The sequence below is a fragment of the Veronia nyctiphanis genome, from assembly GCF_004116385.1.
GTDB classification, from domain to species: domain Bacteria; phylum Pseudomonadota; class Gammaproteobacteria; order Enterobacterales; family Vibrionaceae; genus Veronia; species Veronia nyctiphanis.
This window is the reverse complement of the sequence record NZ_PEIB01000052.1, coordinates 1-24395: the sequence shown is the minus strand read 5'-3', so window position 1 is coordinate 24395 and position 24395 is coordinate 1. Positions and strand designations below refer to the sequence as shown.

Below are 24395 nucleotides of genomic sequence, written 5' to 3'. Positions count from 1 at the left end.
TCGTCGACCGGGATACTGCTCATCATCCAGCTGTTCAAGCGCTTCAAACAACTCGCCTATGCACCGAAAAGCGTTCCAAAGAAAACAATGGATCTCACTGAGAGTAACGAAAAGAAAGTAGATAACCCGGATGTTGCAGATAAAGATATAGTAAAACAGCCAGCTGTACCTAAAAATGAAAAAGGCAATAGCAAGACTCAAAACTCAGAAAGTAAAAGTACGGGTGATAACAAAGTAGAAAGTAGCAATCAAGTAGCGTCTGCGATTGCCAATAATGACTCTGACACTGTTACTGTCGTAAGCAATAAGAATGAAGGGACAGATAAAGAGACAGACAAAGTCAAGAACGAAAACCACCCTCCTCAAACACGACGCATGTTCACCAACACCACTCAAGCTGACGCAGCGCTTTCATCTGCTAATAGTTCACTCGATCAAGCAATGATCGATGAGCAAAACTACAATGCCGGTATTTCAACAGAACAACCAAGTGGCTCAGCTATTAGTGTTGCTCAAACTGAGATTGTGCATGCTAAAAAAGAGTTGGACGACGCTGTCTTTAACAAAGATACAACCAGCACTATTACTGAACAGGGCACACCTTCAACGCCTATTACTAACAACTTGGTAGGCGATGCTAATACATTGGTAGATACAGCTGCAGAACAAGATCAGAGAAATACTGTTGACCTCCAGCCTGAACAGATTGCTCCTGTCGTTAACGACGAAAAGGATTTTACTCGCAGTACTCGAAGTTTTGTGCCGCCAAGTGCAACAGCGGATGTGAATAATGCTGAGAATTTAGTAAGTGGCGCTATGTTAGATGCCAACAACATGAACAACGGGACGACATCGACAGTTCAGGACAGCATCGATACGTCTGCACAAATGGAATTCGCGGAGAAAACATATGTACATGCAAAGGAAACCGCGATAGTTCAACAGGACGTTCACAGAAGCCTTGAACAAGAGTATTACCAAGAATCATTGAGAAGCAGTAACAACGTTATTTCAAATACCGACTCTCAGGATTACCAAACCGAATACCAAGACACCAATAACTTTACAAACACACCAGCGGAGCACCAATCGGGCCACTATATCGATAGAACAAATATTGATAATTACAACCACTTAGAACAAAGTTATAGTGATTCAGGACGGCTTTCCCCAGGCTCATTGCAAGACGAACCAATAAGTAACGACACGTTATTCAATAACACAAATACTCAAACAGCATTTGAGGGTCTAACGCCACAAGAAAGCTCTCATCAACAACAAGATATTGACTTTGAAGGTGCTGCAGGCACTACTGAAGCGACCTTAAAGCTAGGTACTCTTGATAGCTCTTCAGAGGATAGATTTCGCGATACCAACCCGAGTTCTGACGATCTTCAAACAATTGATGCCATAGATAAAACTGATGAACAAGAAATACTGGCTGAGGAAAGGCGTACATTAGAGGACCAAAATGAAGCTGACCGTTTATATCAAGAGCAACTCGACGAGGCTGAGGCTGAAATAGAGAACTTTGCCCAGTATCAAGAATCCATTAACAAAGAACGTCTGAGGGTGAAGCGTCATGAGCAAGAAATCTCTGCTGATAAAACGGGTGGAACTGGAGCACAGAGTGATGAGATGCACTAAATAAACTTGCCCGCATATTTATTTGAATAGCACAGAGTCTATGAGTTAAAGAACCCAAACTGTTAACCATGGACATTAAAAGGCTGGTGATCCGGCCTTTCTATTCTCTCTACCGCACGCTCTTTTACTCCAGAAAAACCTCCATTATGACGCTTCCTAAAGTCTTCCCAGTACACATTCTCTTGTGAGGGTTTTAGAGACACGCCGCAACAATATAACCATGTGATTTATAGCGATTTGGTAAGATCAAATAAGAAGGAAAACAGATAATAATTAGAAGTTTAGGCATTTCTGATAGTTCAGAACTTCTCTAACCCTACGCTAAATATTTTCTATTTCACAATCTTCAAGGAAGAACTTAATGTCAGAAACTATCGGATTAAATCACCTAGGTTTGTCTGTCGACGACTTGGAAGCCAGTAAATCATTTTTCGTTAATGTCCTTGGCTGGAAGGAGTCTGGGTATGACCCCTCTTACCCAAGAACGGCTGTATCAGACGGTATTTTGCGCCTCACACTTTGGCAAGTGGATAGAAGCTTAGGTGGCGTTGAATTTGACCGGAAAAGGAACGTGGGGCTTCACCATTTAGCGATTCAGGTTGAATCAGAATCAAAACTTAATGAACTGTACCGTAAGATCGTTGACCACCCAAAATGTTCCGTAGAGTTTGCGCCGGAATTACTCTCAGGAGGCCCACGCAAGCATATGATGTTCAGCGAGCCGTCTGGGCTGCGGCTTGAGCTTATTTGGCAAGGTAACAATTAATCGAAATTAACTATTCACCTAAGTCTGTAAGTAAGGGCGTTTGTGAGTTACGCCCCTAATCCAAATCTCAGGCGTTAGAAGTGCCCAAATCTAAGGAGTTAAATATAGTTCTTATGAAAACACGCTATTTGTCTGGTGCAGCGATTACAGGCATCATCGCTTACATGGCTTTCCAATCAATTCCGTTAGAGACTCATTCTGCAGAAATTACGTTCAACTGGAGCGAACCATCTCCCCAAAACCCCGGTGAAATAAAAACTTATGCTCATACCATCGATGCAAATCCAGAATCAAGTTTAGGTCGAGCTGCAGCAAACTACTGTAAAAAAAAAAAGCTTACCGCCTGAAACTGGTGTGACAATAAAGGAAGCAAAAGTAATTGAACGTAATAATGGTATTTGGTTTCAATCTTCAACGTCAAAAAGCATTGAAGACATGGCGACAACTGATTGTTCCAACCTGCTTGAAGTGCACAACGCTAGCTAAAAGGCCATATGACTGAACTTACCCGCCCAAGGAATTGCTGCGAGGAGGCCCTCGCAAGCATGTGATGTTCAGCAAGCCATATGGGCTTCGGCTTGAGCTTATCTGGCAAGGAAATAATTAATCGAAGTTCATTATTAACCTAAATATGTAAACAAGGGCGTTTATGAGTTGCGCCTTCAATCCCAATCTCAGGCGTTTGAAGTGCCTAAATGTTGTATTTGTTTAAAAACCTCTTCAGCCTCTGCGGTTAATCTCGAGTAAGTGCGTATGTCGCCATTTCTCTGCGCATGCATGGCTTGTTCAAGCAGCATTGAGTGCTGTTTTTTCAGTCGTTTTGCAGGGTTTTGCTTTAAAAAAGAAAACATGGAAGGCTCCTTCAAAAATAACTGATAGGTGCTTACGGAAAGAGCTTGGTAAGAGTTCAGTCTTCATTGGACAGATTGAAGACTGATTTACTTTTTCGTGGCAATTTTCCCAAATTGACAGAGGTAAAAACAAATAATATGAATAAACGCGATTGGCTCTTAACTATAATTGTGGTCGTTATCACCTACCTGGCGCTTCAATTAATCCCACGGGAGACAAACAGCGTGAAGGTTGTGTTCACTTGGAGTGAGCCATCTGCCGACAGCCTTAATGGCAATTCCGAACACAAAATCAGTATCCCTGCGGACCGTGAGTCAAATATCGAGTCACTTGCTGCAGTAAATTGTCAGGAACGCAGTTTACCGCCTAATACCGATGTAACAGTTCGCGAGGTAAACAGAATCGAACGAAAGATACCAGTTGAGTTTGATGGTTTTATTCCTTCACTGAGTGGTTGGACGATGACAGAGACCAGTAAAACTGCCGAAATAGGCACATGCACTGAACTGATTGAGGAGCCTCAGGCAAGCTAGTAATCAGACTTCTAATCATCTTAGTCACCATTACACAGAAAACAGCCGCTTTTCTTTAGGCGGCTGTGTAAATTCCTCAATGACAGAGAAAAGCTCAGAGTGGTCATTAATGTAATATTCAGCGTCAACGCTATCCAACCACACATACTCCCCACATAAGTAACCACCAACACTTCTGATGGGTTGAAAAAGGCATTTCTCTCTCAGTGTCTTAGTTTGATATCAAAGCATCGACAGGCTCTGACAACACCTGATGAGCACGAAAATGAATATCGATGGTCACTGCCCCCATATCGAACAACACGGCTTTAATTGTCATTTCGTCTTTTATTCGTTTTCATTCAAACGTCTTGTGTCATTGGGTTTGAGTTAGGTATAGCTGCAATGAATTGACATTATTATCAAAACAACAGAAACAAGATTACTCGCAAAAAAACTTGTCAGGTCTGATCTCTATGCATTGAAAAGTGTGTATCATCCGCATACTTACTCAAACAATTCAGACAAAAAACACTGATAACTCTGAATGTTGAAAAGGGACTTTCATGTTAAACCCATCTTATTCAGATGCGATTTGGCATCGCATTAATCAAAAGACCAAGCCTGTTGGCGCATTGGGGCAACTCGAGTCACTGGCACATCAATTGGCCCTAATTCAAAGCCATCGGCACAACAAAACTGCCGAGAACATTGAACTCAATAGTCCTAAGCTGATTATCTTCGCAGGCGACCATGGTATTGCCGATGAGGGTGTAAGTATCGCACCGAGTGCCGTCACTCAACAGATGGTGATGAACTTTCTCGCTGGCGGTGCCGCCATTAACTGCTTTTGTCGTACCAACAACGTTGATATGACAGTGGTAGATTGCGGCATTCTTTTCCCGGTTGAAAACGACCACTCCAATCTGGTTCGCCAACGTTTAGGTGAAAGAACTCATAACTTCGCATCTCAGGCGGCGATGTCTCCGCAGCAAGTCTCTGAGGGACTTAAACTCGGAAATGATATTGCTAAGCAAGTCATTTCTGGCGGTGCAGATTTACTGATGTTTGGTGAAATGGGGATCGGCAATACCAGCAGTGCATCAGCAATACTCTCTGCTCTTACATCTCTATCCGTTGAAGACTGTGTGGGTCGTGGCACAGGGATTAATGAACAACAATTGAGTAAAAAGAACAAACTTGTTGCTCAGGGTGTATTCCGCTGCGAAGGCTTAACGGTTGAAGAAGTGATGGCCGAGGTTGGTGGTTTTGAAATTGTGCAAATGACAGGCGCTTTTCTTGCTGCAGCAGATGAGCAGGTTCCTGTTATCGTTGACGGCTTCATTGCAACAGTCGCTGCATACGCCGCCACCCGTATTAACCCAGAATGTCGAGAATTTATGATTTTTGGCCATCAGTCACATGAGTCTGGCCACAAGCACCTTCTGTCGCTGATGGAAGCAACACCTCTTCTCGATCTTTCACTCCGGCTTGGCGAAGGCACCGGCGCTGTCCTTTCCGTTCCCCTATTACGCGCTGCTGCTGAGTTTTACAATAATATGGCAAGTTTTGAAGAAGCTGGCGTGGTTGTCGACTGATGGCAAGTATCCGATATCAGGTCGAGCTGTTCTGGCTAGCACTCGGCTTTTTCTCACGACTGCCCATCCCTAATAACACCCCTTACAGCGAAGGTCGGATGAATCAAGCTGGGCGTTACTTCGCTTGGTAGGCGTATTATTAGGGCTTCTCTGCGCCTGTGTTTACTGGCTTGCTGGCAACGTATTCAGTAACGATATCGCCCTATTTCTCACCATGTGTTTTAGCCTGATGTTGACAGGCGCATTCCATGAAGATGGCCTGACTGACATGGCTGATGGCATTGGCGGTGGCATGACGGTTGACCGTCGTTTATCGATCATGAAAGACAGCCGCATTGGCACCTATGGCGGCGCGGCGTTAGTGATGGCGTTGCTGGGCAAATTCATATTGCTGTCAGAACTCTCGACACAAGCCAATATGTTTGCTGTGTTTATCGTCGGTTACACGCTCAGCAGAGCAACCGCCGCATCGCTGATTTTTGATACGCCCTATGTCAGTGATACCGATACCAGTAAAAGCAAGCCACTCGCCAGCCAACAGTCAAAGGGCGAACTGACATTACTGACCTTATCCGGAGCGCTGCCTTGCTTTTGGTTTGACAGCCAACTCGCTATGCTTCTCATCGCAATGTCATTGGCCTTCAGACTAGCATTTCAAAGCTGGATAAATAAACGTCTCGGCGGGTTTACAGGTGATTGCCTTGGTGGCGCGCAACAATTGATGGAGTTGATCGCCTATCTCACCATCATTGGCTATTTCGGGTATGTTGCATGACCCATACCATCAACCTTTACCTGCTGCGACACGGAAAACCTGAGGGCAAACCTGCCCTCAACGGTTTTACTGATGTGACCGTGCCACTTGCTACACAACAGGCAATCAGTCAGGCGTTGGCCGACAAAAACCTCGGTTTCCAACACATCATCACCTCACCGCTCAGTCGTTGCAGTGAGTTGGCAGAGGTAATGGTAAAGAGTAATTCAGCCTTGTCGTTGACGCTTGAAACTGAGTTTAGGGAAATGAACTTTGGACGCCTTGATGGCGTCCCGTTTGATAACATTGCAGAAGACTGGCAGAAACTCGAAGCTTTTTGGCAGGATCCTGCAAAACACACCTTGCCAGGCGCTGAATCACTTGACGATTTTCATGAGCGGGTTTCAACCTGTTTTGAGCAATACGCTGAGAAGGTAAACCAAGATACGCTGATCATTTGTCATGGTGGCACAATACGAATGATTCTGGCGTTCCTGCTGAAACTAGACTGGCGAAACCCTGCTCTTTATTCGGTTCTGACTATCGGTTACCAGTCCCTCACCCACATTAAAATCACCCATGCTGACAAACGCTACTCTCAGGTGTGCAGCATCTCTCAGCCTTTATGAGTGCTGTTTTAGCCCGCACTCACAACACGTCATATCTGTCGTTGGAAGTCGGGCGATAAATAAGCATTTCGGGCCAAAATATCAATGCCCTGCTGATAATAGAAATACAATAAATCGATAAATACCCAGTTCTCCGCCAGCTTCTCTCCGTCACGACGATAGATATCAATCACTCGCATATCGAAAGATTGTTCGCTGGCTGCCATCCCCATAAAACCTCCCGACGGCTTGAGAGTGAGGTTCGGCCAGCCAAAGAATCCGCCAAACTCACCTTCGGCAAACTTACAAACATGACCGTTGAAGATCCGCTCTGAAAAACTGTTTCGAAACACACCGGAGTGTTGCTTGGCGTAACGTTCAATGGTGTAAGTTGCGCCAATGCCTGTTGGCCCCCACCAGATCATGTCATTGTGCCAGCTCAGCGCCAACTCCTCCTCAAGGCTGAGGTCGTTGTCCCAGTTGCCGAGATCACCAATCATCTGATTGATAATGCTTAACGTCTTCTCCGATTCATCTTCGGATTGCTCGTCAAACAATAAACCTGTATGGGTAATTGGGCCGGGTTGAATCAGCTGCGCGCCAGTTTGTGGTGGAAAAGGGTTCACCCCTGCTTGCACCATGACACCCGGAATATCGATAAACATTGCTGACTGGCAGATTTTAGCGTCGCCCAAAGGTAGGAACCTCACCTGAACAAACTCACAGTAACGGATAAATGCCATTCGCCCCGGCGGCGCAACGCCCAACCAATGTTGGTCAAACAGGCCCATCAGATGGCCCATTGAGACGACCCATACCGTGTCATCGTCATCGAGCTGGTTATCCCCCGCCATAAAAACGTCTTGACGCCTCTGCAGATGACGAAAGGCCGTATGGATAGGTTGCCAGAAATGCTCAGCAACACCGACCATGTTGCTGATTTCATTAAAGGGGTGACAACCACGCCAGTGGTAATCAACTGAACAATGCTGCTCGTGTGCCTGCAAAATATTGTCATCACGAGAGGCGTCTAACTGACGGTAAAAATCCCTGACTCGCTGCTTAGCGAGCTGAAGCTTATCTGACATCATTTACCCTTTTACTGCGCCCGCGGTTAGGCCAGATACGATTTGCTTCTGGAAGAACAGCACCAGGAAGAACAAGGGCACCATGGCAGAAACTACCGCAGCCACTGCAAACATAACGTTGCCCTCAACCTGCGTCGTACCGAGGAAGCTGGCAATTTTCGGCACCATGGTTTGGTTTTCCTGACTGAGCAACATACCTGTCACCGCGAAGTCGTTGTAAGCGAGAAGGAAGCTAAATAACCCCGTGGTGATAACACCGGGCCACATAACAGGAATGATCACATGCCGAAAGGCCTGAAAGCGGGTACAACCATCTACCATCGCACTTTCATCCATATCTTTAGGAATGTTGAGGAAAAAAGAATGCAGCATCCACAGCGTGAAAGGCTGGTTGATCGCCACCAGCACAATGATGGTGGTTGGCAGGTGACCCCAAAGGTTCCATTCAAAGAAAGGCAACAGGTATCCCGATACCAAAGTGATATGCGGCATCGCCTCAGCACCAAGGCTATCATCAGGATCCAGAGTGAATAGCGGAAACCTGAACGGGCCAATGCATAGCCACCCAAGGTGCCGATGGTGAGTGATATGACAACCACACATAACACTACCGCCACCGTGTTGATTGCGGCGAGCCAGAAATCCTGCTCAATCCAAGCGCCAAAGTACCCCTGCCCGGTAAATTCACTCCCCGTTTCAAGCAAGGTTTTGACACCATAAATCGCATTCATCCAATCTGATTTTGAGAAAAAGTCAGCCTGAACTTTAAACGACCCCCACGCTGTCCACAGGAACGGGCCAGCAGCGACCAAAAGCCACACAATGACAAATGCAATGGAGCAGTTTTAAGCCATACAGGTTTTTTGCGTACTTCTTCCATCTCAGCCTCCTATGCTGATTTGCGGTTAAATCCGCGCCACGTTCTGATAAACACAGGGGTGAGCAAAATCGCCACGCCGACAATCGTCAACATTGAGGTGGCAGCCGCTGAACCGAATAACTGAGAGTCTGCGCCACGTAAATCGTTGTAAATTAACCAGCTCAATGATGTCGCATGCGCTTCTGAGGCAAAACCTACTATTGGCTCAAAGACCCGGAAGTTATCCATTAACTGCATCAGCGCCACGAACGTCACGAGAGGGGCCATATGAGGAATGACAACATAACGAATGGTTTCCCAACGTGAAGCGCCATCAATCATCGAGGCTTCTAATGTGTCAGTCGGGACTGTCTGTAATCCGGCGTAAAACACAATGAAAGAGAAAGGAATCGAATGCCAGATCCCGTAAATGAAGATAGTAATCCAGGTCAATGTCGGCGAGGCTTTGAGCGATAAACCGTCATCATCAAACCAACGCTGCAGCGTCGCACCAATTACCCCGTCGGCATCAATCATCCAGAACAGAATCAGTGAGCCAATAAGCGGCGTGACAATCATTGGTAGCAGCGAGAAAAAAATCGTTGGTCCTTTCACCAACTTCGGTAGCGCGTTAACACACAAAGCGACAACCATGCCAAGTACAATGACCAGAGGTGTGACAATGAAGGTATAGGCCAGCGTAAACACCAGAGCTTTGTAAAACGGTAGGTTCATCATTTTACCGAGAAAGCTTCCCGACGAGTCGATGTCATTCCATGCCTGAGAGAGCTCATCGAATGCCAAGTGATTACGGTTGGTATATGTACCCATACCGTTAAAACGACCCAACGGCTCCTCTATTCTTCGCTTCTCTGTTGCCTCAGTGTCAACGGTGACCGTTTTCTTACAGCCAAATGGCCCGCAGTTTTCTGTTTCCAGTACTACCTGTTCATGTTCTACATACAGCGACTGCACTGCAACTGATGCTATCGGTAAGGCAATCAGTAAAAACATGACCAGCAACGACGGCCACATAAACTTCAAAAATGTGCGATGGGGCATTACTCAGCCTCTTGTTATTAAAAGTGGCTCCGGGCTTCCGGACCGGAGCGCTCAATTGAAGACATGAAGTGCGTGATTAGAGGAATCCCTGCTCGCGAGCAGATGTCATGTAAGCCGCTTCAGTGTCTTTTAGTGCCTGTTCCGCAGACTCATTACCCAACAAATAATCAGATAACTCGGCACCGAGAGCAGAATGCAGCAGCCCCATATATGGCAGCATCGGATAGGGGTTAGCCTGACGTGTGACAGAGTCAATTACGCCAACCGCCGCAGGGTTAGGTTGATAACCATCAATCAGCACACCGCCTTGTCAGCGTTTTGTTCCATCATATCTTTGGACACCGCATGCACCATCACTTTGAATGTCGCTTCCGCATCTTCGTCAGACAAGTTGCTTGCAATGGACCAGCCATCCCACCAGAGCGTTGCGCCCGGTGTACCGCCCACGGAATAAGATGGCGTGTTTGTCAGCGCTGTCGACTCAACGATTTCCGGCGATGAGCCTTCATTATCGAGGATTGCAGTACCACGAGATCCCCACATCAGCGCCATCGCCAATTTGCCGTCTTCCCATAGTGCCTGCGTGCTGTTTGAATCAAAGGTCAGGTAATCTGGGTTAGACAGCTCAGTGAGTGCTTTTAATGTTTTCAGTGCTTTGACGCCGCTCGGGTTATTGAGGTTAGGCACTGCGCCGCCGGGCTTGAAAAAGCTCTCGCCTGTCGCGCTGTAGAGGTTGATGAATTCCTCACCCAGATTCCAACCTGTTTTGGTGTTCAGAGCAACGGGATACTTGCTGATACCTTTTTCCTGCAACGTCTTACCCGCTGCGATCATGTCATCAAAGGTCCTTGGTGCTGCCAGTCCCGCTTTTTCGAGCAGATCCTTTCTGTAGAAGAGGTGTTGAGCGTTTGCCATAAACGCAACGGCCATGACTTTACCGTCGATCTTGATCAGTTGAGATTGCTTGAGGCTCTTGCCGTATTTCTCCACCAGTTCATCAAGTGGGCGAATGAGTCCTTCATTGAGCAAGGGCACAATGGAGCTGGTTGTCACTATCACCGACGAGTACTTCGCTGGATTGGCTTTGAGAGCTGCAACTTGTAAGTCTCTGTGATCTTTGGTGTGGTTTTTTGTCACCGTCAATGAGTCCGTCGCGCATGTCTCTGCCATCGATGCAACAGCATGAAGCGCGGGAAAATCATTAGCAAGAATGCTGACGCTTCCAGATCCTGCGTTACATCCTGACGAACCAAGTGCTTGCGTGCTGAGTGATGCGGAAAGGAATGCCAGCGTTCCTAGGATTTTGCATTTCATGTTTCTCTCCTACCTTGAAAAGAAAGGCTTCAGGGATGAATAACCGACTGATAGTCAGTGGTTTCGCACGTCATTTTTATTAAAAAACGAGGTGTCACCTGTAAATACAGCCTGATTACGTATGCAAAAAATCTTGGTTCGAGGTGTTGAATTTAGCAAGACTCAAAACTGATACTCCCTAATATTCATAATTTTCTCCAAAAAAATTACAAGCATCTGTATTTGAATAATTATTTATAAATGACTCACTTTTGAGTCACTTATAAGCCTTTGTAAAAAATAAATATTTAGTAAATCTTCACGCACTAAATGCAATTCTTGAAACGTGATCAACTTCACTATTATTAATTTTGTCAATTTTAATTTGATGGATTTACCAATAATTATGAATACGTACCCAAAAGGAATGACCCAACGAGGAGAGCAATACATGGCAGAGGTTCAGCTGCGACACATAGACAAGCGCTGGGGCGATTTTGTCGGCGTTAAGGACTTTGACCTAACCATTCCAGATAAAGAATTCCTTGTACTTCTTGGTCCGTCGGGCTGCGGAAAAACCACCACAATGCGAATGATTGCCGGACTTGAAGAGGCAACAGACGGAGAAATTCTGATTGGTGGAAAAGTTGTCAACGATTTAGAGCCGAAAGATCGTGACGTCGCCATGGTGTTTCAAAGCTACGCGCTGTATCCCAACATGAATGTTTACGAAAACATTCGTTTTCCTCTTAAGGTGCGGAACATTGCCCCCGACACACACGATGAGAAGGTTCGTCGAGCAGCCGAGATGGTCGAGCTGACCCAATTTTTGCATCGCAAACCCGCTGATTTATCAGGCGGCCAGCGTCAACGCGTTGCACTGGCCAGAGCCATAGTTAGGGAGCCGAACGTCTTCTTGATGGATGAACCTCTTTCCAACCTCGATGCTAAGTTACGGGTTTCAACGCGGGCACAAATCAAGAACCTGTCGCACGAGCTGCAGGTCACGACTATCTACGTCACTCATGACCAAATCGAAGCCATGACGCTCGCTGACCGTGTCGTCGTCATGAATGCAGGCGTGGTGCAGCAAGTAGGCACACCCACTGAAATTTATAACTACCCAGCGAATACTTTCGTCGCAAGTTTTATTGGTTCACCAGCCATGAATCTGGTGCGGGGCAACGTCTACAAAGGCACATTCACCGCCGAGAACATCAGTATCAGCGGGCTAAACAGTGATGTGGAAGGTGAAGTCATCCTCGGTTTCAGAGCAGAAGACGCCATCGTTGCTGCCAATCAAGCGGCGACAAACGGCGTTGGCGCAGATGTTTTTTCGATAGAGCTGCTTGGTGAAGCCACCATGATCACCGTGAAAGTGGGCGATGCGTTAATTGCCGTGAAGGCAGACAAAGAGTATTCAACCGATATTGGTAAACCCTTCTTTGCCGAAATCCCGGCTGCCATCTGTCATCTGTTCGACGCGAAAAGCGGCGACAGAATCTCATCTATGGAGGGAGAAAAATGAAAGGCGCACGCCCCGAACAAGCTGAATTGACAAGAGACACTGACCTGAGCAAAACCGATGAAACCCGAAAAGTCATTGAATCTATGGTCGATGGTTTAAACGACCACAGAATTTCTGATATTGGCGAGTTTTTCTCTGAGACGTTCCGTTGGTTTGGTAACACAGGCTGTGGCACCAAAAATGACTTGAGAGAATTCCAAGCCAATTGGCAGAAGCCTTTTCAGGCCGCATTTTCAGACAAAATTTGTGTCGATGAAGCTCGTCTTTACATGGGTGAGTGGGCCGCTGCCTTTGGTCACCAAAAAGCCAAGCACACAGGGACATTCATGGGTGTTGAGCCGACAGGAAAAACAGTCGAAATCCGCTATATGGATTTTTGGAAAGTACAAGATGGAAAAATCGTCGATAACTGGGTGATGGTGGACTTCCCCCACGTGTTATCTCAGCTCGGCGTTGATGTGTTTAATGGTGAGGGTTGGGAAGCCTTCGACAGGGGAGAAAAAACACCCCCCTCCCCCGGTGAAAAAATACCGTCTTCACCTGGTGCTAATGGAGTATGTTCATGACAATCAGATATTTAAAAACTGGCAAACCGGATGAGGATAAAGCCAGCGACAACGAGAAAGTGGTTCAGGCTGTTGCCGATGCATTAAGAGAGATAGAGGAAGGCGGCGATCGCGCAGTCAGAGGATTTGCAGAGAAGTTTGATAACTATTCACCTGCCTCTTTCCGCCTCTCAAAAGACGATATCGACGCGCTCATTGCCAAGGTGTCGCCCGAAGATATGGCCGATATCAAGTTCGCCAATGAGCAGGTCACCAACTTTGCCCGCATTCAACGTGAAACCATGACGGATGTGGAGGTAGAAACCTTACCCGGCGTCATTCTTGGCCATAAAAATATTCCAGTCCAAAGTGTGGGTTGTTATGTCCCGAGCGGAAAGTTCCCCATGGTGGCCTCTGCACATATGTCCGTGGCCACAGCAAAAGTGGCTGGCGTACCGCGCGTGATCGCTTGTACCCCACCTTTTAAAGGTGAGCCTAACCCAGCTGTCGTCGCTGCGATGCATCTTGGCGGTGCTGATGAAATCTATGTACTTGGTGGCATTCAGGCCGTTGGTGCGATGGCACTGGGTACAGAAACTATCGCGCCCGTGCACCTGCTCGTCGGGCCAGGTAATGCGTATGTGGCAGAAGCGAAACGACAACTATTCGGCCGTGTCGGTATCGATCTGTTTGCAGGCCCCACCGAAACGATGGTGATTGCAGATGAAACAGTAGATGCAGAGATATGCGCCACAGACCTTCTTGGTCAGGCTGAGCATGGGTACAACTCACCGGCTGCTTTGGTCACCAACAGCGAAAAACTGGCAAATGAAACACTGGCTGAAATAGATAGGATCCTGACGATTCTCCCCACCGCCGAAACGGCGAGTGTCAGCTGGCGCGATTACGGCGAAATCATTCTCTGTGATACTTACGAAGAAATGTTACAGGTCTCAGAAGATATGGCCTACGAACACGTCCAGGTGATGACAGACCGCGACGATTGGTTCCTCGAGAACATGACCTGCTACGGCGGCTTATTCCTTGGCCCACGTACCAACGTGTCCAACGGCGATAAAGTTATCGGTACCAACCACACCTTACCAACCCAAAAAGCGGGCAGATACACAGGCGGCTTGTGGGTGGGTAAATACCTCAAAACACACAGCTACCAAAAAATCATGACTGACGAGGCAGCGACTAAAATCGGTGAGTATGGGTCACGGCTTTGCATGCTTGAAGGGTTTGTCGGACACGCCGAGCAATGCAACGTCCGGGTACGTCGCTATGGTAACAAAGACGTCCCATATGGTACTGCGGCTGCCAGAGAGTAAAACACCATGACGATGACACACACGCAGATCAGATACTGGACAGACAAACACTCAGCCTGGCGGAAAACGCTAAAAAGGCCAACCGTTGCTACGCTGCGATCGAACTTGAATGAGCTGTTTTCACCTGCATTGAACGTGCATATGTGTCATCCATTCGGTGACTTATTGGGTCCGGAGAACTGGATAGAGCATTGTTTTATACCTTTGATGCGGGCAATCCCTGATCTGGAAAGGCGCGATACCATTTGCATTGTCGGCTCTGCCATCACTCAGCGGATACAGTAGAACAAGACAACATATGGTTAGGCTGCTGCGGATACTACTGCGGCACCTTTTCTACCCCGTTTTTAGATATACCGCCGACGGGGCAGTTTGTTCATATGCGGTTTCATGAGTTTTACCGCCTTTCAGACGAGGGCGTGATCGAAATTCAGGCAATATGGGATATCCCCGAAGTCATGATGCAGGCAGGGGCCTGGCCTATGGCTCCCTCATTAGGGAGAGAGGGTTTGGTTCCCCCACCAGCAAGTTGCGATGGCATAAAACTTACTGATCCCGATGAGGAACAAAGCCGTCGAAGTCTGGAACGCGTTCTTTCGATGCTGAACGACCTCCAGCGCCATCCGAACGAGGGTGGCCCAGAAATCATGCAGATGAGTGATCACTGGCACCGCAACATGAGCTGGTATGGACCAGCGGGAATCGGCACTTGCAGAGGACTAAACGGCTTTCGCAACTGGCACCAAATTCCGTTTCTCAACGCAATGCCAGACAGAGGGCAACACAGCGAGAATACGCAGTGCCATTTTTTCTCACACGACAACTATGTCGCTGTCACTGGCTGGCCCAACATGTGCCAGACATTAACAAATGACGGTTGGCTGGGTATCGCACCTTCAGGGAAGAATATCACGCTCAGAAGCCTCGACTTCTGGCGAATTGAAGACAGGAAAATCGCCGAAAACTGGGTACTGGTCGATCTGCTCGATGTATTCAATCAACTCGGTGTGGATGTCTTTGCAAGACTCAAAGAGTTCAATAAAGCGAGGCCCACTGGCCCGATTTTAATGCCACAGGAGAGGTTATGACCATTGCGCTACCCAATACGCCATCTTTCGATCTGTCTGGAAAACGGGCACTCATCACTGGCGCATCATCAGGCATTGGCCTCGCATGTGCCACCGCTCTGGCTCGCGCTGGCGCGCACGTTACACTGGTTGCGAGAAGAGGAGATCAGTTGAAAGCGCTGTCGGATGCAATGACAGCAGAGGGACTAGTGTCTGACGTTTTGCCCCTTGATATGACCGATATCCCTGCGCTAGCTGACGCATTATTAGAGAGACCAGCGTTTGATGTGGTGGTTAATTCCGCCGGGCTGGCGCGGCATACCCCCGCCATAGAAACCAAAGCAGAAGATTTTGATGCCGTCTTCTCACTCAACGTCAAAGCCGCTTATTTCCTGTTTCAACTTGCAGCTCAGAAGCTGCTTGACGCAGGCAAAGCCGGAAGCCTTATCAGTATTTCGAGTCAAATGGCCCATGTCGGGGGCTTGGATCGCGCGGTGTATTGTGCCAGCAAACACGCCGTTGAGGGCTTTACCAAAGCCATGGCCATCGAGTGGGGCAAACAGAAAATACGCGTAAACACGCTCTGCCCGACGTTCATCAAAACGGAGTTAACAGCCTCGACGTTTGCCGACCCAGAAAAGCGTGAATGGATTGAAAGCCATATCAAGCTCGACCGAATCGGAGAAGTGGAAGATTTGATGGGCGCTGTGCTTTACCTCGCCTCTGATGCATCTGCAATGGTGACAGGCTCTTCGCTCAAAGTGGACGGAGGTTGGACTGCAGAATAATGGCCAATGAAAAAGTAACCTCACTGGATGTCGCTAAACGTGCTGGTGTCAGCCAATCGGCGGTTAGCCGGGTTTTTACCCCTGGCGGCTCAGCATCGAAAAAGACCATTGAAAAGGTCAAGAAGGCCGCAGAGGAGCTGGGCTATCGCCCAAATGTTCTTGCTCGGGCCATGGTGTCTGGCAAAAGCCGGATCATCGGTTTGGTTGTGGCTTATCTTAATAATCAGTTTTATCCAGATGCGCTCGAGAAACTGTCAAATCAGCTTCAGGAACAGGGCTACCACGTACTGGTTTTCATGACCCACAACACGGAGGGCGTCATTGATGAAGTCATTGATGAAATCCTTGATTACCAGGTTGATGGCATTATCGCTGCTTCTGTCGATCTTTCTTCCGAGCTGGCAGATCGCTGTCGTTCTGTTGGCGTACCTATCGTACTGTTTAACCGCTCACAACAAGGTGGCGAGTTTTCGAGTGTCACCTCAGACAATTTCAACGGTGGTATGACCGCGGCGCAGTTTCTTATCGCAGGTGGCCACACAAAAATCAGCTATATCGCGGGTCAGGAATGCACCTCGACACAGCGAGATCGTGAAATTGGTTTTCGTGCCGGTTTACAAGAGGCAGGACTAGATCTTCACTCACGAGAAAACGGCATGTTTGATATGTCGAAAGCCAGCGAAGCAACACGCAGAATGTTCAAAAAAGACCCGCCCGATGCTGTTTTTGTCGCTAACGATCACATGGCACTGGCGGTGATGGATACCCTCAGGTTTGAGCTTGGTCTGAAAGTACCTGAAGACGTGTCTGTTGTTGGCTACGATGACGTGCCCGCCTCCGCATGGCCCAGCTATGGCTTAACCACCCTCGCCCAACGCGCCGACATCATGGTGTCTGAAACCGTCAGGATCCTCATGCAGCAAATCAGTCATGAAAACGACTCTCCTCAGAAAGTTGCTATTGGTTCACCAATCGTCGTCAGAACGTCAGCGCGGATACCGAAAGGATGGAAATTATGAAAGGATTTGATAGTAAATTTACCGACTTTCCCGATTACATCCTTCAAATCACAGAGGAAATCTGGGAAGGCAGACAGCTCGACAGCCTTCGTGACTATTATTCATCTGACATTATTGTCAGAACACCGGGCGGCATGACGCAAGGCAACAAGGATGTGATTGCCCAAACCATGTCAACGCTCAACGAACTGCCAGACAGAGTGTTACTTGGCGAAGATATCATTTGGTCCGGCACACCCGAAACCGGCATGTTGTCATCGCATCGTATCCTGTCTGAAGCAACACACACACGCGATGGTGTTTTTGGCAAAGCGTCTGGCGCGAAGTTACGTTACCGGGTAATTGCTGACTGTCACGCGATCAATAACCAAATCAACGACGAATGGCTGATTCGCGATATGGGTGCCATCGTGCAGCAGCTAGGCCATGAGCCTAAGCAGTTTGCCGTTGACCAGATTGCTGCCGAAGGCGGCGCTGAAATATGCTCTCGCCCATTCAGCCCAGAAGTTGACAAAGTCGGGCCCTATTCTGGCAAAGGTAACGATAACCAGTGGGGACAACGCTACGCCGACATTGTCATTAACCTTATGGCTGCCGACATCGGTAGTATTCCCTCTGAGTATGACAGAGCCTGCGAAAGCCATTATCCATGTGGCCAAGATGCACATTCATGGTCAGCGATTGAACAGTTCTGGATGGGGCTGCGTGCCAGCTTTCCCTTCGCAACGTTTTCCATCGACCATCAAATAGGCCGTGACGACTCCCTTCATCCCCCTCGTGCCGCGTTACGTTTTTCACTGCATGGTAAGCATGACGGCTGGGGACGGTTCGGTCAGCCAACTGGCGCTGATGTTTATGTCATGGCAGCCGCGCATGTTGAGTTTGGTCCAAGAGGGATTCGACGTGAATTTGTTTTGTTTGATGAAACCGCAATCTGGAAACAAATTGCGCTTCATACGGGTTAAAAGGGAGTGTTTGAATGAAACCACAATGGGTGAGATTTGGTGAACTCATACCGTGCCGTACCGCATTTATTGACGCGCACACGCCCGGTTCATCAGAAAAAGAGAACTTTACCATTATCGGCGCTGGGGTATCTGAGAGCCCAGACCAGCATATTCATATTAAAGCGACGCCCGGCTTCAATATTGGCGCTGCGGGCCAGCCGCCTTATTGCGTCAATTCATTGCACTATCACAACACGGCCGAAGTCTTTTTTGTGCTCAAAGGACGCTGGCGCTTTTTCTGGGGTGAAGACGGAAAAGATGGCGAGGTGGTTCTCGAAGAGGGCGACATTTTCAATATTCCTACCCGTATCTTCCGAGGCTTTGAAAACATTGGTACTGATTACGGCATGATCATGGCAATTCTTGGTGGCGACGATGCCGGTGGTGGTGTTATTTGGGCTCCTAGTGTGCGTGAAGATGCGCAGGCACACGGCCTTCTCCTCGGTGAATCCGGCAAACTTTATGACACAAAAAAGGGAGAGACATTACCCGAGGGTGAACGGGAAATGCCTGTTCCGGACAGGAGTCTTCTCGACAGCCTACCCAAGCCAGACTCCAAAGCTGTGGTCACTCACTACGTCTCACGCTATTCCGACTTACTTGCCATGTCAGACCACCAGCCCGTCACCGTTATCGGCGAAGACGGTCTGCTCAGGGATAAGCCGGGGTTTGAGGTGGACTTTTTCAGTCGCCAATCCGCACAAAACAGTGAATTCGATGCGACAAAGGACGTGGTGTTAATGGGAATGCGTGGTTATTGGAACATCAATTGGGGTGAAGACTCGCTGGTTCTCAACCCCGGCGACACACTTTGGCTACCGGAGGGGACACACTATACGGTGGAGCCCGCTATGTCCGGTGAAGCGAGCTTGTATAGAGTGACACGCACCAATGACCCGGCGGGACTCACATGGCAAGAGGATGCGTGATTATGCATACCCCTCTTCCTCTGGTGATGTTACCCGGCATGATGTGTGACCATCGCTTGTTTACTCCTCAAATTGAGGCCTTGTCTTCAGAAAGGCAAGTCTTGGTCGCCGAGTTGAATGGCTTCAGCACCATGAACGAGCTTGCCCATGATGTGCTTGAAAATGCGCCTGAATGTTTCGCATTGGCGGGCTTATCGATGGGGGGAATTCTGGCGATGGAGGTTATCCGCCAAGCACCAGATCGGGTTGCAAAACTGGCACTGATGGATACCAACCCTCGCGCAGAAATTGACGAGGTAAAAGCGGCCAGAGCCGAGCAGTTGGCGCGTGTTGAGCGCGGTGACATGCTTGGCGTGATGCGAGACATAATGATCCCGCGGTATACCCATACCGACTACCCAAACCCTGATATTGATACGCTGTGCCTCACGATGGCCGCTAACTTGGGCGAGCAGGTTTTTATCAACCAATCGCTGGCATTAAGAGACAGGCCCGATCAACAGCAGACACTCGCCAACGTATCAGTACCCACGTTAATACTCATGGGCGAAGACGACCAACTTTGCCCGTTAGATCGGCATGAAACCATGCAATCACTGATCCCTCACGCGACTTTTTCAGTGGTCGAAAAAGCGGGCCACCTGCCCACTCTTGAACAACCCAACGTAACCACGCGGCAACTCGCCAACTGGCTGAACTCTTGATGGATAACTGCTCATGGATAAAAAGCTATTTGAATTACTAAAAAGCGTCGACACACCTACCGTCTGTAATGCCATTGAGGTGGCGGAGGGGAAACGCGGTTTCAGCCAGTACACCCAAGGCACTGTGCTGTGTTCCGATCCAGAAGGCGGCGCAGTGGTTGGCTACGCAAAAACAGCGCAGATTGCTGCCCGAGAGCCTTCAACAAATAGTCCAGAGCAAGTGAAAGCGATGCGGATGGACTACTACCGGTATATGGCGGAAGGACCACTGCCGTCTGTGGTAGTCATCGAAGATCTGGATTACCCCCACGCGGTCGGCGCGTTCTGGGGCGAGATAAATACTAATGTTCACAAAGGTTTTGGCATGAGCGGTGTGCTGACCAACGGTGTGATGCGAGATCTGGGAGATTTGCCTGATAACTTCCCGGTTATTGCTGGCTCTGTTGGCCCCAGCCACGCGTTTGTACATGTAGAAAGTGTCGGCGATCCCGTGTCTGTTTTTGGGCTACAGGTGTCCGACGGCGATCTTATTCATGCGGACAGGCATGGTGCAGTCGTCATACCCCCAAATATTATTCCAATACTGTCAGATGCAATTTCGACACTCCTGCGCAACGAGCAGATCATCCTTAAAGCCGCCAAACAAGAGGGTTTTAATTTTGAACAGTTTGAAACTGCGTGGGCGGAGTTTGAACGCGTAAGAACCTGAAAGACCGTAACCCAAAAAAATATGGACGTTTACACCCCTCCAATGCGGTGGGCGCATGAGTGCGCGCAATGCAAAGGCAGGCAATTACCACGGTTAAATGTAAAGGAGAAATATATGAGACTATCGATATTGATAACCCTTGTAGCTGGACTGACTTTCAATGCTTCAGTAAACGCAGACACGACCATCCGGATCGGTCACGCAACACCAGAGGTATCGCCGATTCATCAATCCTTGCTGTTTTTCGAGGAACAAATCGAAAAACGCTCTGGTGGTGATATCGAAGTAGAAATATTCCCGGGTGGTCAGCTTGGTAACGTGAGAGAGATGACCGAACTGGTTCAATCAGGCAACATCACGATGGCGACAGGCGCATCGGTGCACCTGTCTTCAACAGTTAACGAACTGGCGATACTCGACCAATTTTTACTCTTTGCCGACGAAGACACGGCAAGAAGTGTTCTAGATGGTGAGGCAGGTCAAGCATTGGGGTCAGCAATGGAAAAGCGTGGCCTTAAGTCGATGGGTTTTATGGAGCTTGGCTTCCGAAGCTTTACGAATAATCGAGCACCGCTAGACAGTTATCAATCTTTCAAAGGCTTACGAATGCGTTCGGCAGATAACCCTATCGCAATTAAAGCGTGGCGGTCAGTAGATGCTGTGCCTTTGCCATTAGCGTGGGGTGAAATTTACTCATCACTCCAACAAAACCTGATATTCGGTCAAGAGAGCGCGCTGTCTTCAATGATCATTGAGCGCTTCTTCGAAGTACAGAAATACGTCTCTCTCACACAGCACATCTACTGGCCAGAGCTTTGGATGACAAACCTTGACTGGTATAACGACTTGAGTGAAAAAGACCGTAAGCTCATTGATACTGTTGCTCGTGAAACTGTTGAGCTGCAACGCGATCTGACGTTAGAAGCCAACAATAAAACCCTTGCCAAGCTGAAAGAAAACGGCCTGATAGTCAACGAACTTCCCGCCGATGATCGTAAACGTTTGGGTAACACCATGAATGCGGCGATAGAACAAGATATCAGAGCAAAAGTAGGTTCGGACTTTTACGACCTCTTCATGAAAGCACTTTAAAAACAGAAAAACTCAGTTGGCTGGCCATCGCGCCAGCCTTTGAGGGTTCGAGCGTTTTCCCATGGCTGTTCAGGAGGTAGAAGCCTATGCTACGTCGTATCGAGAAATATTTTGAGCCAACCGTCATCGTCATTTGTCTCAGCGCTATCATGCTGCTGGTGTTTGCAGATGTGATTGCCCGGTTTGCATTTTCAACATCTATCGTAATTGCGAACGAGCTGGCCCGAATCAGCTTTGTCTACCTGATTTACTTCGGTATTAGTTACGCTATTCGTGAGCATCGCCATATGCGGGTCACGTATTTTGTCGACAAATTACCTCACGCGTTAAAACGCATCGCATTGATGATCAGCGAGACTGTCTTCCTGATCTACTCCATCACCATTTGCTATTACGGCGTTGAAATTACGCAACAAGCGATTGAGCGAGGAAAAACACTGTCGGCGACACAATGGCCAACCTCGATTCTCTATGCCGCGATTATTTTCTCCGGTTTACTTTGCTCACTTCGTCTCCTCCATTCTCTTTACCGAATCATCATACTCGGTGAAACCGATCTCAGCCCCAAAGAGGAGGTCGCATCATGACAACACTTATTCTCTTTCTCAGTTTCTTTGTGCTGCTATTGATTGGTCTACCCATCGGTATTGCCTTGGGCTCCGCATCTCTGTTGGCTATTGCTTATATTCCATTTTTAAAGTTCGATCTTTACGCACTGGGCCTCGTGAGCGGCATTAACAGTTTTACGCTCATTGCTGTCGTGCTCTTCACACTCGCGGGCAACATAATGAGTAAAGGCGGTATTTCATCAAGACTTATCGCAGTTGCAGATAAAATGTTTGGTGGCGCACCGGGTGACTTAGGCACAGTGACTATCATCGCCTGTTTGTTCTTTGCTGCTATCTCAGGTACGGGTTCAGCAACCGTTGCAGCTGTGGGCTTGGCCATGATCCCTGCGTTAGTTCAGCGAGGGTATGACAGGGCCTATGCCGGAGCCATGGTTGCCAGTGCCGGTGGCCTTGGAGTGATGATACCGCCGTCTGTGGTTATGATTGTGTATGCGGTATCAGCAGGTGTATCTGTCACCGCCCTCTTTATGGCAGGTATCCTCCCCGGCTTAGTCATTGCGTTAACGCTGATGACCTTTAACGTTCTCTATCGTCAGCGAACAACCAAGCACCTTGACCTACCGCCTCGCGAGTCCAGCAGCACCAAAGAAATATTCGAAGCACTAAACAATGCCAAGCTTGCTCTACTCATGCCGCTCGTAATTCTCGGCGGTATTTATGGCGGTATCGTCACACCTACCGAGTCTGCCGCTGTCGCTGTGGTGTATGCCTTGGTCGTGTCTTGCTTTGTCTATCGAGAACTTTCGCTCAAAGCGCTGCCCAAAATTATGCTGGAATCAGCAATGCTGGTGTCAGCAGTACTGGTGATAATCGGTGCGTCTGTCGCATTCGGTCGAATCATTGCGCTGGAAAAAATTCCAACAGAACTGGCTCAGTTTGTTTTGTCGATCACTGACAGTAAATATCTGGTGCTTATCGCAATCATTGTATTGCTGCTTATTATCGGCACCTTCCTCGAAACATTAGCGTCCATTGTTATTCTTACCCCGGTACTCTTGCCAGTCTTAACCAAGCTCGGTGTTGATTTAGTACATTTTGGTATAGTAATGATTGTTGCGCTGGCGATTGGCTTTGTCACGCCTCCCCTTGGCGCCAATTTGTTTATGGCTGCACAGGTTGGTGAAATACCGTTTGATCAGATTGCGCGGCGAATCTTCCCTTGGGTGGTCACGCTGGTTGTGGCGCTCATGGTCATCACCTTTGTACCAAGTATTTCTCTTATCTTGCCAGAGGCCTTTCTGGGTTACGGGAAGTAGATCTGTCCCAAGCAGTCTTTGACTTGACTGATATTGATTGCTTGGGCACTCAGAAAGCACATCATTATAGTGGTTAGCTAATTCACGGTTTTTCAAACTTCCATATTTAACTCGGTATCCCCAAATTATCAGCCATTAAGAGAGTCGCGTATTTTCTTTCTCTCTCGCATGACTTAATCCAACTTCTGTCGCTCACTCGATTGCCTACCAGAAATTTAAAGACCTAAATATTGAGGATTTCTATCCGATAGCGGCTGCTAGATCGGTAATCTACGCGTTTTTATTTGGTTTACATGGGTTGGTTAATTAGAATTTTTTTCTCTGAATATGTACAAGGATACTATATGTAAACTCAATTATATTACTGTTGCCAATAGTGCGGAAATCACTCTTAAACGTTAATTAAAACGCTGGTAGGTCGAATTGTTACCATATTCAGATAAAAACTATCAACTTTCGGTAGGTTTCTGTTTCGTTGAGAATGATTAATAATGCATGATGCAGAGTAGCGGTACTTTACATCACGTTTTCTTCGTTTTTCTAGTCGAAGAGGCTTAAAATTACCAATGACTATTAGAGACAGTTGACACTAGGAAATTTGAAATAAAATCACTATAGAATATAAAAAGTGTAGAAGTTGAATGTTAATAAATAATAGGACCCCTGAAATTTAATATTAAACAAAGTTAGAATAATAAAAAGTGTAGAAGTTGAATGTTAATAAATAATAGGACCCCTGAAATTTAATA

General features: G+C 47.7%; 27 protein-coding genes and 1 pseudogene. 21 read left to right on the top strand and 7 right to left on the bottom strand.

Features of this window, described 5'->3' with window-relative positions:
- The 3 genes from CS022_RS25065 to CS022_RS23515 form a co-directional block, all read left to right on the top strand.
- Positions 1–1647: hypothetical protein (locus CS022_RS25065; RefSeq protein ID WP_161569734.1), on the top strand; the 1647-nt coding region annotated here is incomplete at its 5' end.
- 361 nt (positions 1648–2008) lie between these two features.
- A complete protein-coding gene (locus CS022_RS23520) occupies positions 2009–2413 on the top strand; it encodes a VOC family protein (RefSeq protein WP_129124309.1) in 405 nt (134 codons plus the stop codon).
- Between the two features lie 80 nt (positions 2414–2493).
- The gene (locus CS022_RS23515; protein ID WP_129124308.1) at positions 2494–2760 is read left to right on the top strand and encodes a hypothetical protein; all 267 of its coding nucleotides are present in this window, start codon (positions 2494–2496) and stop codon (positions 2758–2760) included.
- 327 nt (positions 2761–3087) lie between these two features.
- On the opposite strand, the gene CS022_RS23510 is transcribed toward CS022_RS23515, so the two are convergent.
- A complete protein-coding gene (locus CS022_RS23510; RefSeq protein ID WP_129124307.1) occupies positions 3088–3264 on the bottom strand; it encodes a DUF6435 family protein in 177 nt (58 codons plus the stop codon).
- A gap of 225 nt (positions 3265–3489) precedes the next feature.
- On the opposite strand from CS022_RS23510, the gene CS022_RS23505 reads away from it, so the two are divergent.
- From CS022_RS23505 to CS022_RS23490, 4 genes and pseudogenes are all read left to right on the top strand, one after another.
- Complete coding sequence (locus tag CS022_RS23505) at positions 3490–3798, top strand: hypothetical protein (protein WP_129124306.1); 309 nt, start codon at positions 3490–3492, stop codon at positions 3796–3798.
- A gap of 545 nt (positions 3799–4343) precedes the next feature.
- Positions 4344–5375 (top strand): nicotinate-nucleotide--dimethylbenzimidazole phosphoribosyltransferase, encoded by a 1032-nt coding sequence (gene cobT / locus CS022_RS23500; RefSeq protein ID WP_129124305.1) that lies wholly within the window; start codon positions 4344–4346, stop codon positions 5373–5375.
- Positions 5375–6150, top strand: a pseudogene (locus tag CS022_RS23495) (adenosylcobinamide-GDP ribazoletransferase). Before cobT ends, CS022_RS23495 begins: the two are co-directional and overlap by 1 nt.
- Entirely contained in the window at positions 6147–6758 is a 612-nt protein-coding gene (locus CS022_RS23490) for a histidine phosphatase family protein (RefSeq protein ID WP_129124304.1), read from the top strand. Before CS022_RS23495 ends, CS022_RS23490 begins: the two are co-directional and overlap by 4 nt.
- Before the next feature lie 29 nt (positions 6759–6787).
- Here the strand turns inward: CS022_RS23490 and CS022_RS23485 are convergent, their stop codons facing one another.
- The 6 genes from CS022_RS23485 to CS022_RS23470 all read right to left on the bottom strand — a co-directional run bounded on the left by CS022_RS23485 (position 6788) and on the right by CS022_RS23470 (position 11060).
- A complete protein-coding gene (locus CS022_RS23485) occupies positions 6788–7825 on the bottom strand; it encodes a nuclear transport factor 2 family protein (RefSeq protein ID WP_129124303.1) in 1038 nt (345 codons plus the stop codon).
- 3 nt (positions 7826–7828) lie between these two features.
- On the bottom strand, positions 7829–8428 hold the full coding sequence (locus tag CS022_RS23480; RefSeq protein WP_235869879.1) for a carbohydrate ABC transporter permease: 600 nt from the start codon (positions 8426–8428) through the stop codon (positions 7829–7831).
- A gap of 124 nt (positions 8429–8552) precedes the next feature.
- Positions 8553–8705 (bottom strand): hypothetical protein, encoded by a 153-nt coding sequence (locus CS022_RS26955; RefSeq protein ID WP_235869878.1) that lies wholly within the window; start codon positions 8703–8705, stop codon positions 8553–8555.
- 9 nt (positions 8706–8714) lie between these two features.
- Entirely contained in the window at positions 8715–9746 is a 1032-nt protein-coding gene (locus CS022_RS23475) for a carbohydrate ABC transporter permease (protein ID WP_129124302.1), read from the bottom strand.
- A gap of 76 nt (positions 9747–9822) precedes the next feature.
- The gene (locus tag CS022_RS26950; RefSeq protein ID WP_235869877.1) at positions 9823–10047 is read right to left on the bottom strand and encodes a hypothetical protein; all 225 of its coding nucleotides are present in this window, start codon (positions 10045–10047) and stop codon (positions 9823–9825) included.
- Positions 10041–11060: an ABC transporter substrate-binding protein gene (locus CS022_RS23470; protein WP_235869876.1), complete on the bottom strand. Its 1020-nt coding sequence runs from the start codon at positions 11058–11060 to the stop codon at positions 10041–10043. Before CS022_RS23470 ends, CS022_RS26950 begins: the two co-directional genes overlap by 7 nt.
- A gap of 430 nt (positions 11061–11490) precedes the next feature.
- Between CS022_RS23470 and CS022_RS23465 the strand changes: the two genes are divergently transcribed.
- The 14 genes from CS022_RS23465 (at position 11491) to CS022_RS23405 (ending at position 23646) form a co-directional block, all read left to right on the top strand.
- Positions 11491–12567 carry an ABC transporter ATP-binding protein gene (locus CS022_RS23465; protein ID WP_129124301.1) on the top strand — a complete coding sequence of 359 codons (1077 nt, stop codon included), beginning with the start codon at positions 11491–11493 and terminating at the stop codon, positions 12565–12567.
- A complete protein-coding gene (locus CS022_RS23460; protein WP_129124300.1) occupies positions 12564–13133 on the top strand; it encodes an ester cyclase in 570 nt (189 codons plus the stop codon). The genes CS022_RS23465 and CS022_RS23460 overlap by 4 nt, the downstream gene beginning before the upstream one ends.
- The gene (hisD, locus tag CS022_RS23455) at positions 13130–14446 is read left to right on the top strand and encodes a histidinol dehydrogenase (RefSeq protein WP_129124299.1); all 1317 of its coding nucleotides are present in this window, start codon (positions 13130–13132) and stop codon (positions 14444–14446) included. Before CS022_RS23460 ends, hisD begins: the two co-directional genes overlap by 4 nt.
- Positions 14447–14452: 6 nt before the next feature.
- Positions 14453–14731: a hypothetical protein gene (locus tag CS022_RS26945; protein ID WP_235869875.1), complete on the top strand. Its 279-nt coding sequence runs from the start codon at positions 14453–14455 to the stop codon at positions 14729–14731.
- On the top strand, positions 14692–15534 hold the full coding sequence (locus tag CS022_RS23450; protein ID WP_235869874.1) for an ester cyclase: 843 nt from the start codon (positions 14692–14694) through the stop codon (positions 15532–15534). Before CS022_RS26945 ends, CS022_RS23450 begins: the two co-directional genes overlap by 40 nt.
- Positions 15531–16301: an SDR family NAD(P)-dependent oxidoreductase gene (locus tag CS022_RS23445; RefSeq protein WP_129124298.1), complete on the top strand. Its 771-nt coding sequence runs from the start codon at positions 15531–15533 to the stop codon at positions 16299–16301. Before CS022_RS23450 ends, CS022_RS23445 begins: the two co-directional genes overlap by 4 nt.
- Positions 16301–17320, top strand: a complete 1020-nt coding sequence (locus CS022_RS23440; protein ID WP_129124297.1) for a LacI family DNA-binding transcriptional regulator — start codon at positions 16301–16303, stop codon at positions 17318–17320. Before CS022_RS23445 ends, CS022_RS23440 begins: the two co-directional genes overlap by 1 nt.
- Complete coding sequence (locus tag CS022_RS23435) at positions 17317–18285, top strand: nuclear transport factor 2 family protein (protein WP_129124296.1); 969 nt, start codon at positions 17317–17319, stop codon at positions 18283–18285. Before CS022_RS23440 ends, CS022_RS23435 begins: the two co-directional genes overlap by 4 nt.
- Before the next feature lie 14 nt (positions 18286–18299).
- Positions 18300–19256: a cupin domain-containing protein gene (locus tag CS022_RS23430; protein ID WP_129124295.1), complete on the top strand. Its 957-nt coding sequence runs from the start codon at positions 18300–18302 to the stop codon at positions 19254–19256.
- A 2-nt stretch (positions 19257–19258) separates the two neighbouring features.
- Positions 19259–19960, top strand: a complete 702-nt coding sequence (locus CS022_RS23425; protein ID WP_201746380.1) for an alpha/beta fold hydrolase — start codon at positions 19259–19261, stop codon at positions 19958–19960.
- 13 nt (positions 19961–19973) lie between these two features.
- Positions 19974–20669: an RraA family protein gene (locus tag CS022_RS23420; RefSeq protein WP_129124294.1), complete on the top strand. Its 696-nt coding sequence runs from the start codon at positions 19974–19976 to the stop codon at positions 20667–20669.
- Positions 20670–20783: 114 nt separating this feature from the next.
- Positions 20784–21761, top strand: a complete 978-nt coding sequence (locus CS022_RS23415; RefSeq protein ID WP_129124293.1) for a TRAP transporter substrate-binding protein — start codon at positions 20784–20786, stop codon at positions 21759–21761.
- A gap of 86 nt (positions 21762–21847) precedes the next feature.
- The gene (locus CS022_RS23410; RefSeq protein WP_129124292.1) at positions 21848–22348 is read left to right on the top strand and encodes a TRAP transporter small permease; all 501 of its coding nucleotides are present in this window, start codon (positions 21848–21850) and stop codon (positions 22346–22348) included.
- Positions 22345–23646: a TRAP transporter large permease gene (locus tag CS022_RS23405; protein ID WP_129124291.1), complete on the top strand. Its 1302-nt coding sequence runs from the start codon at positions 22345–22347 to the stop codon at positions 23644–23646. The genes CS022_RS23410 and CS022_RS23405 overlap by 4 nt, the downstream gene beginning before the upstream one ends.
- The last annotated feature ends 749 nt before the right edge of the window (positions 23647–24395 follow it).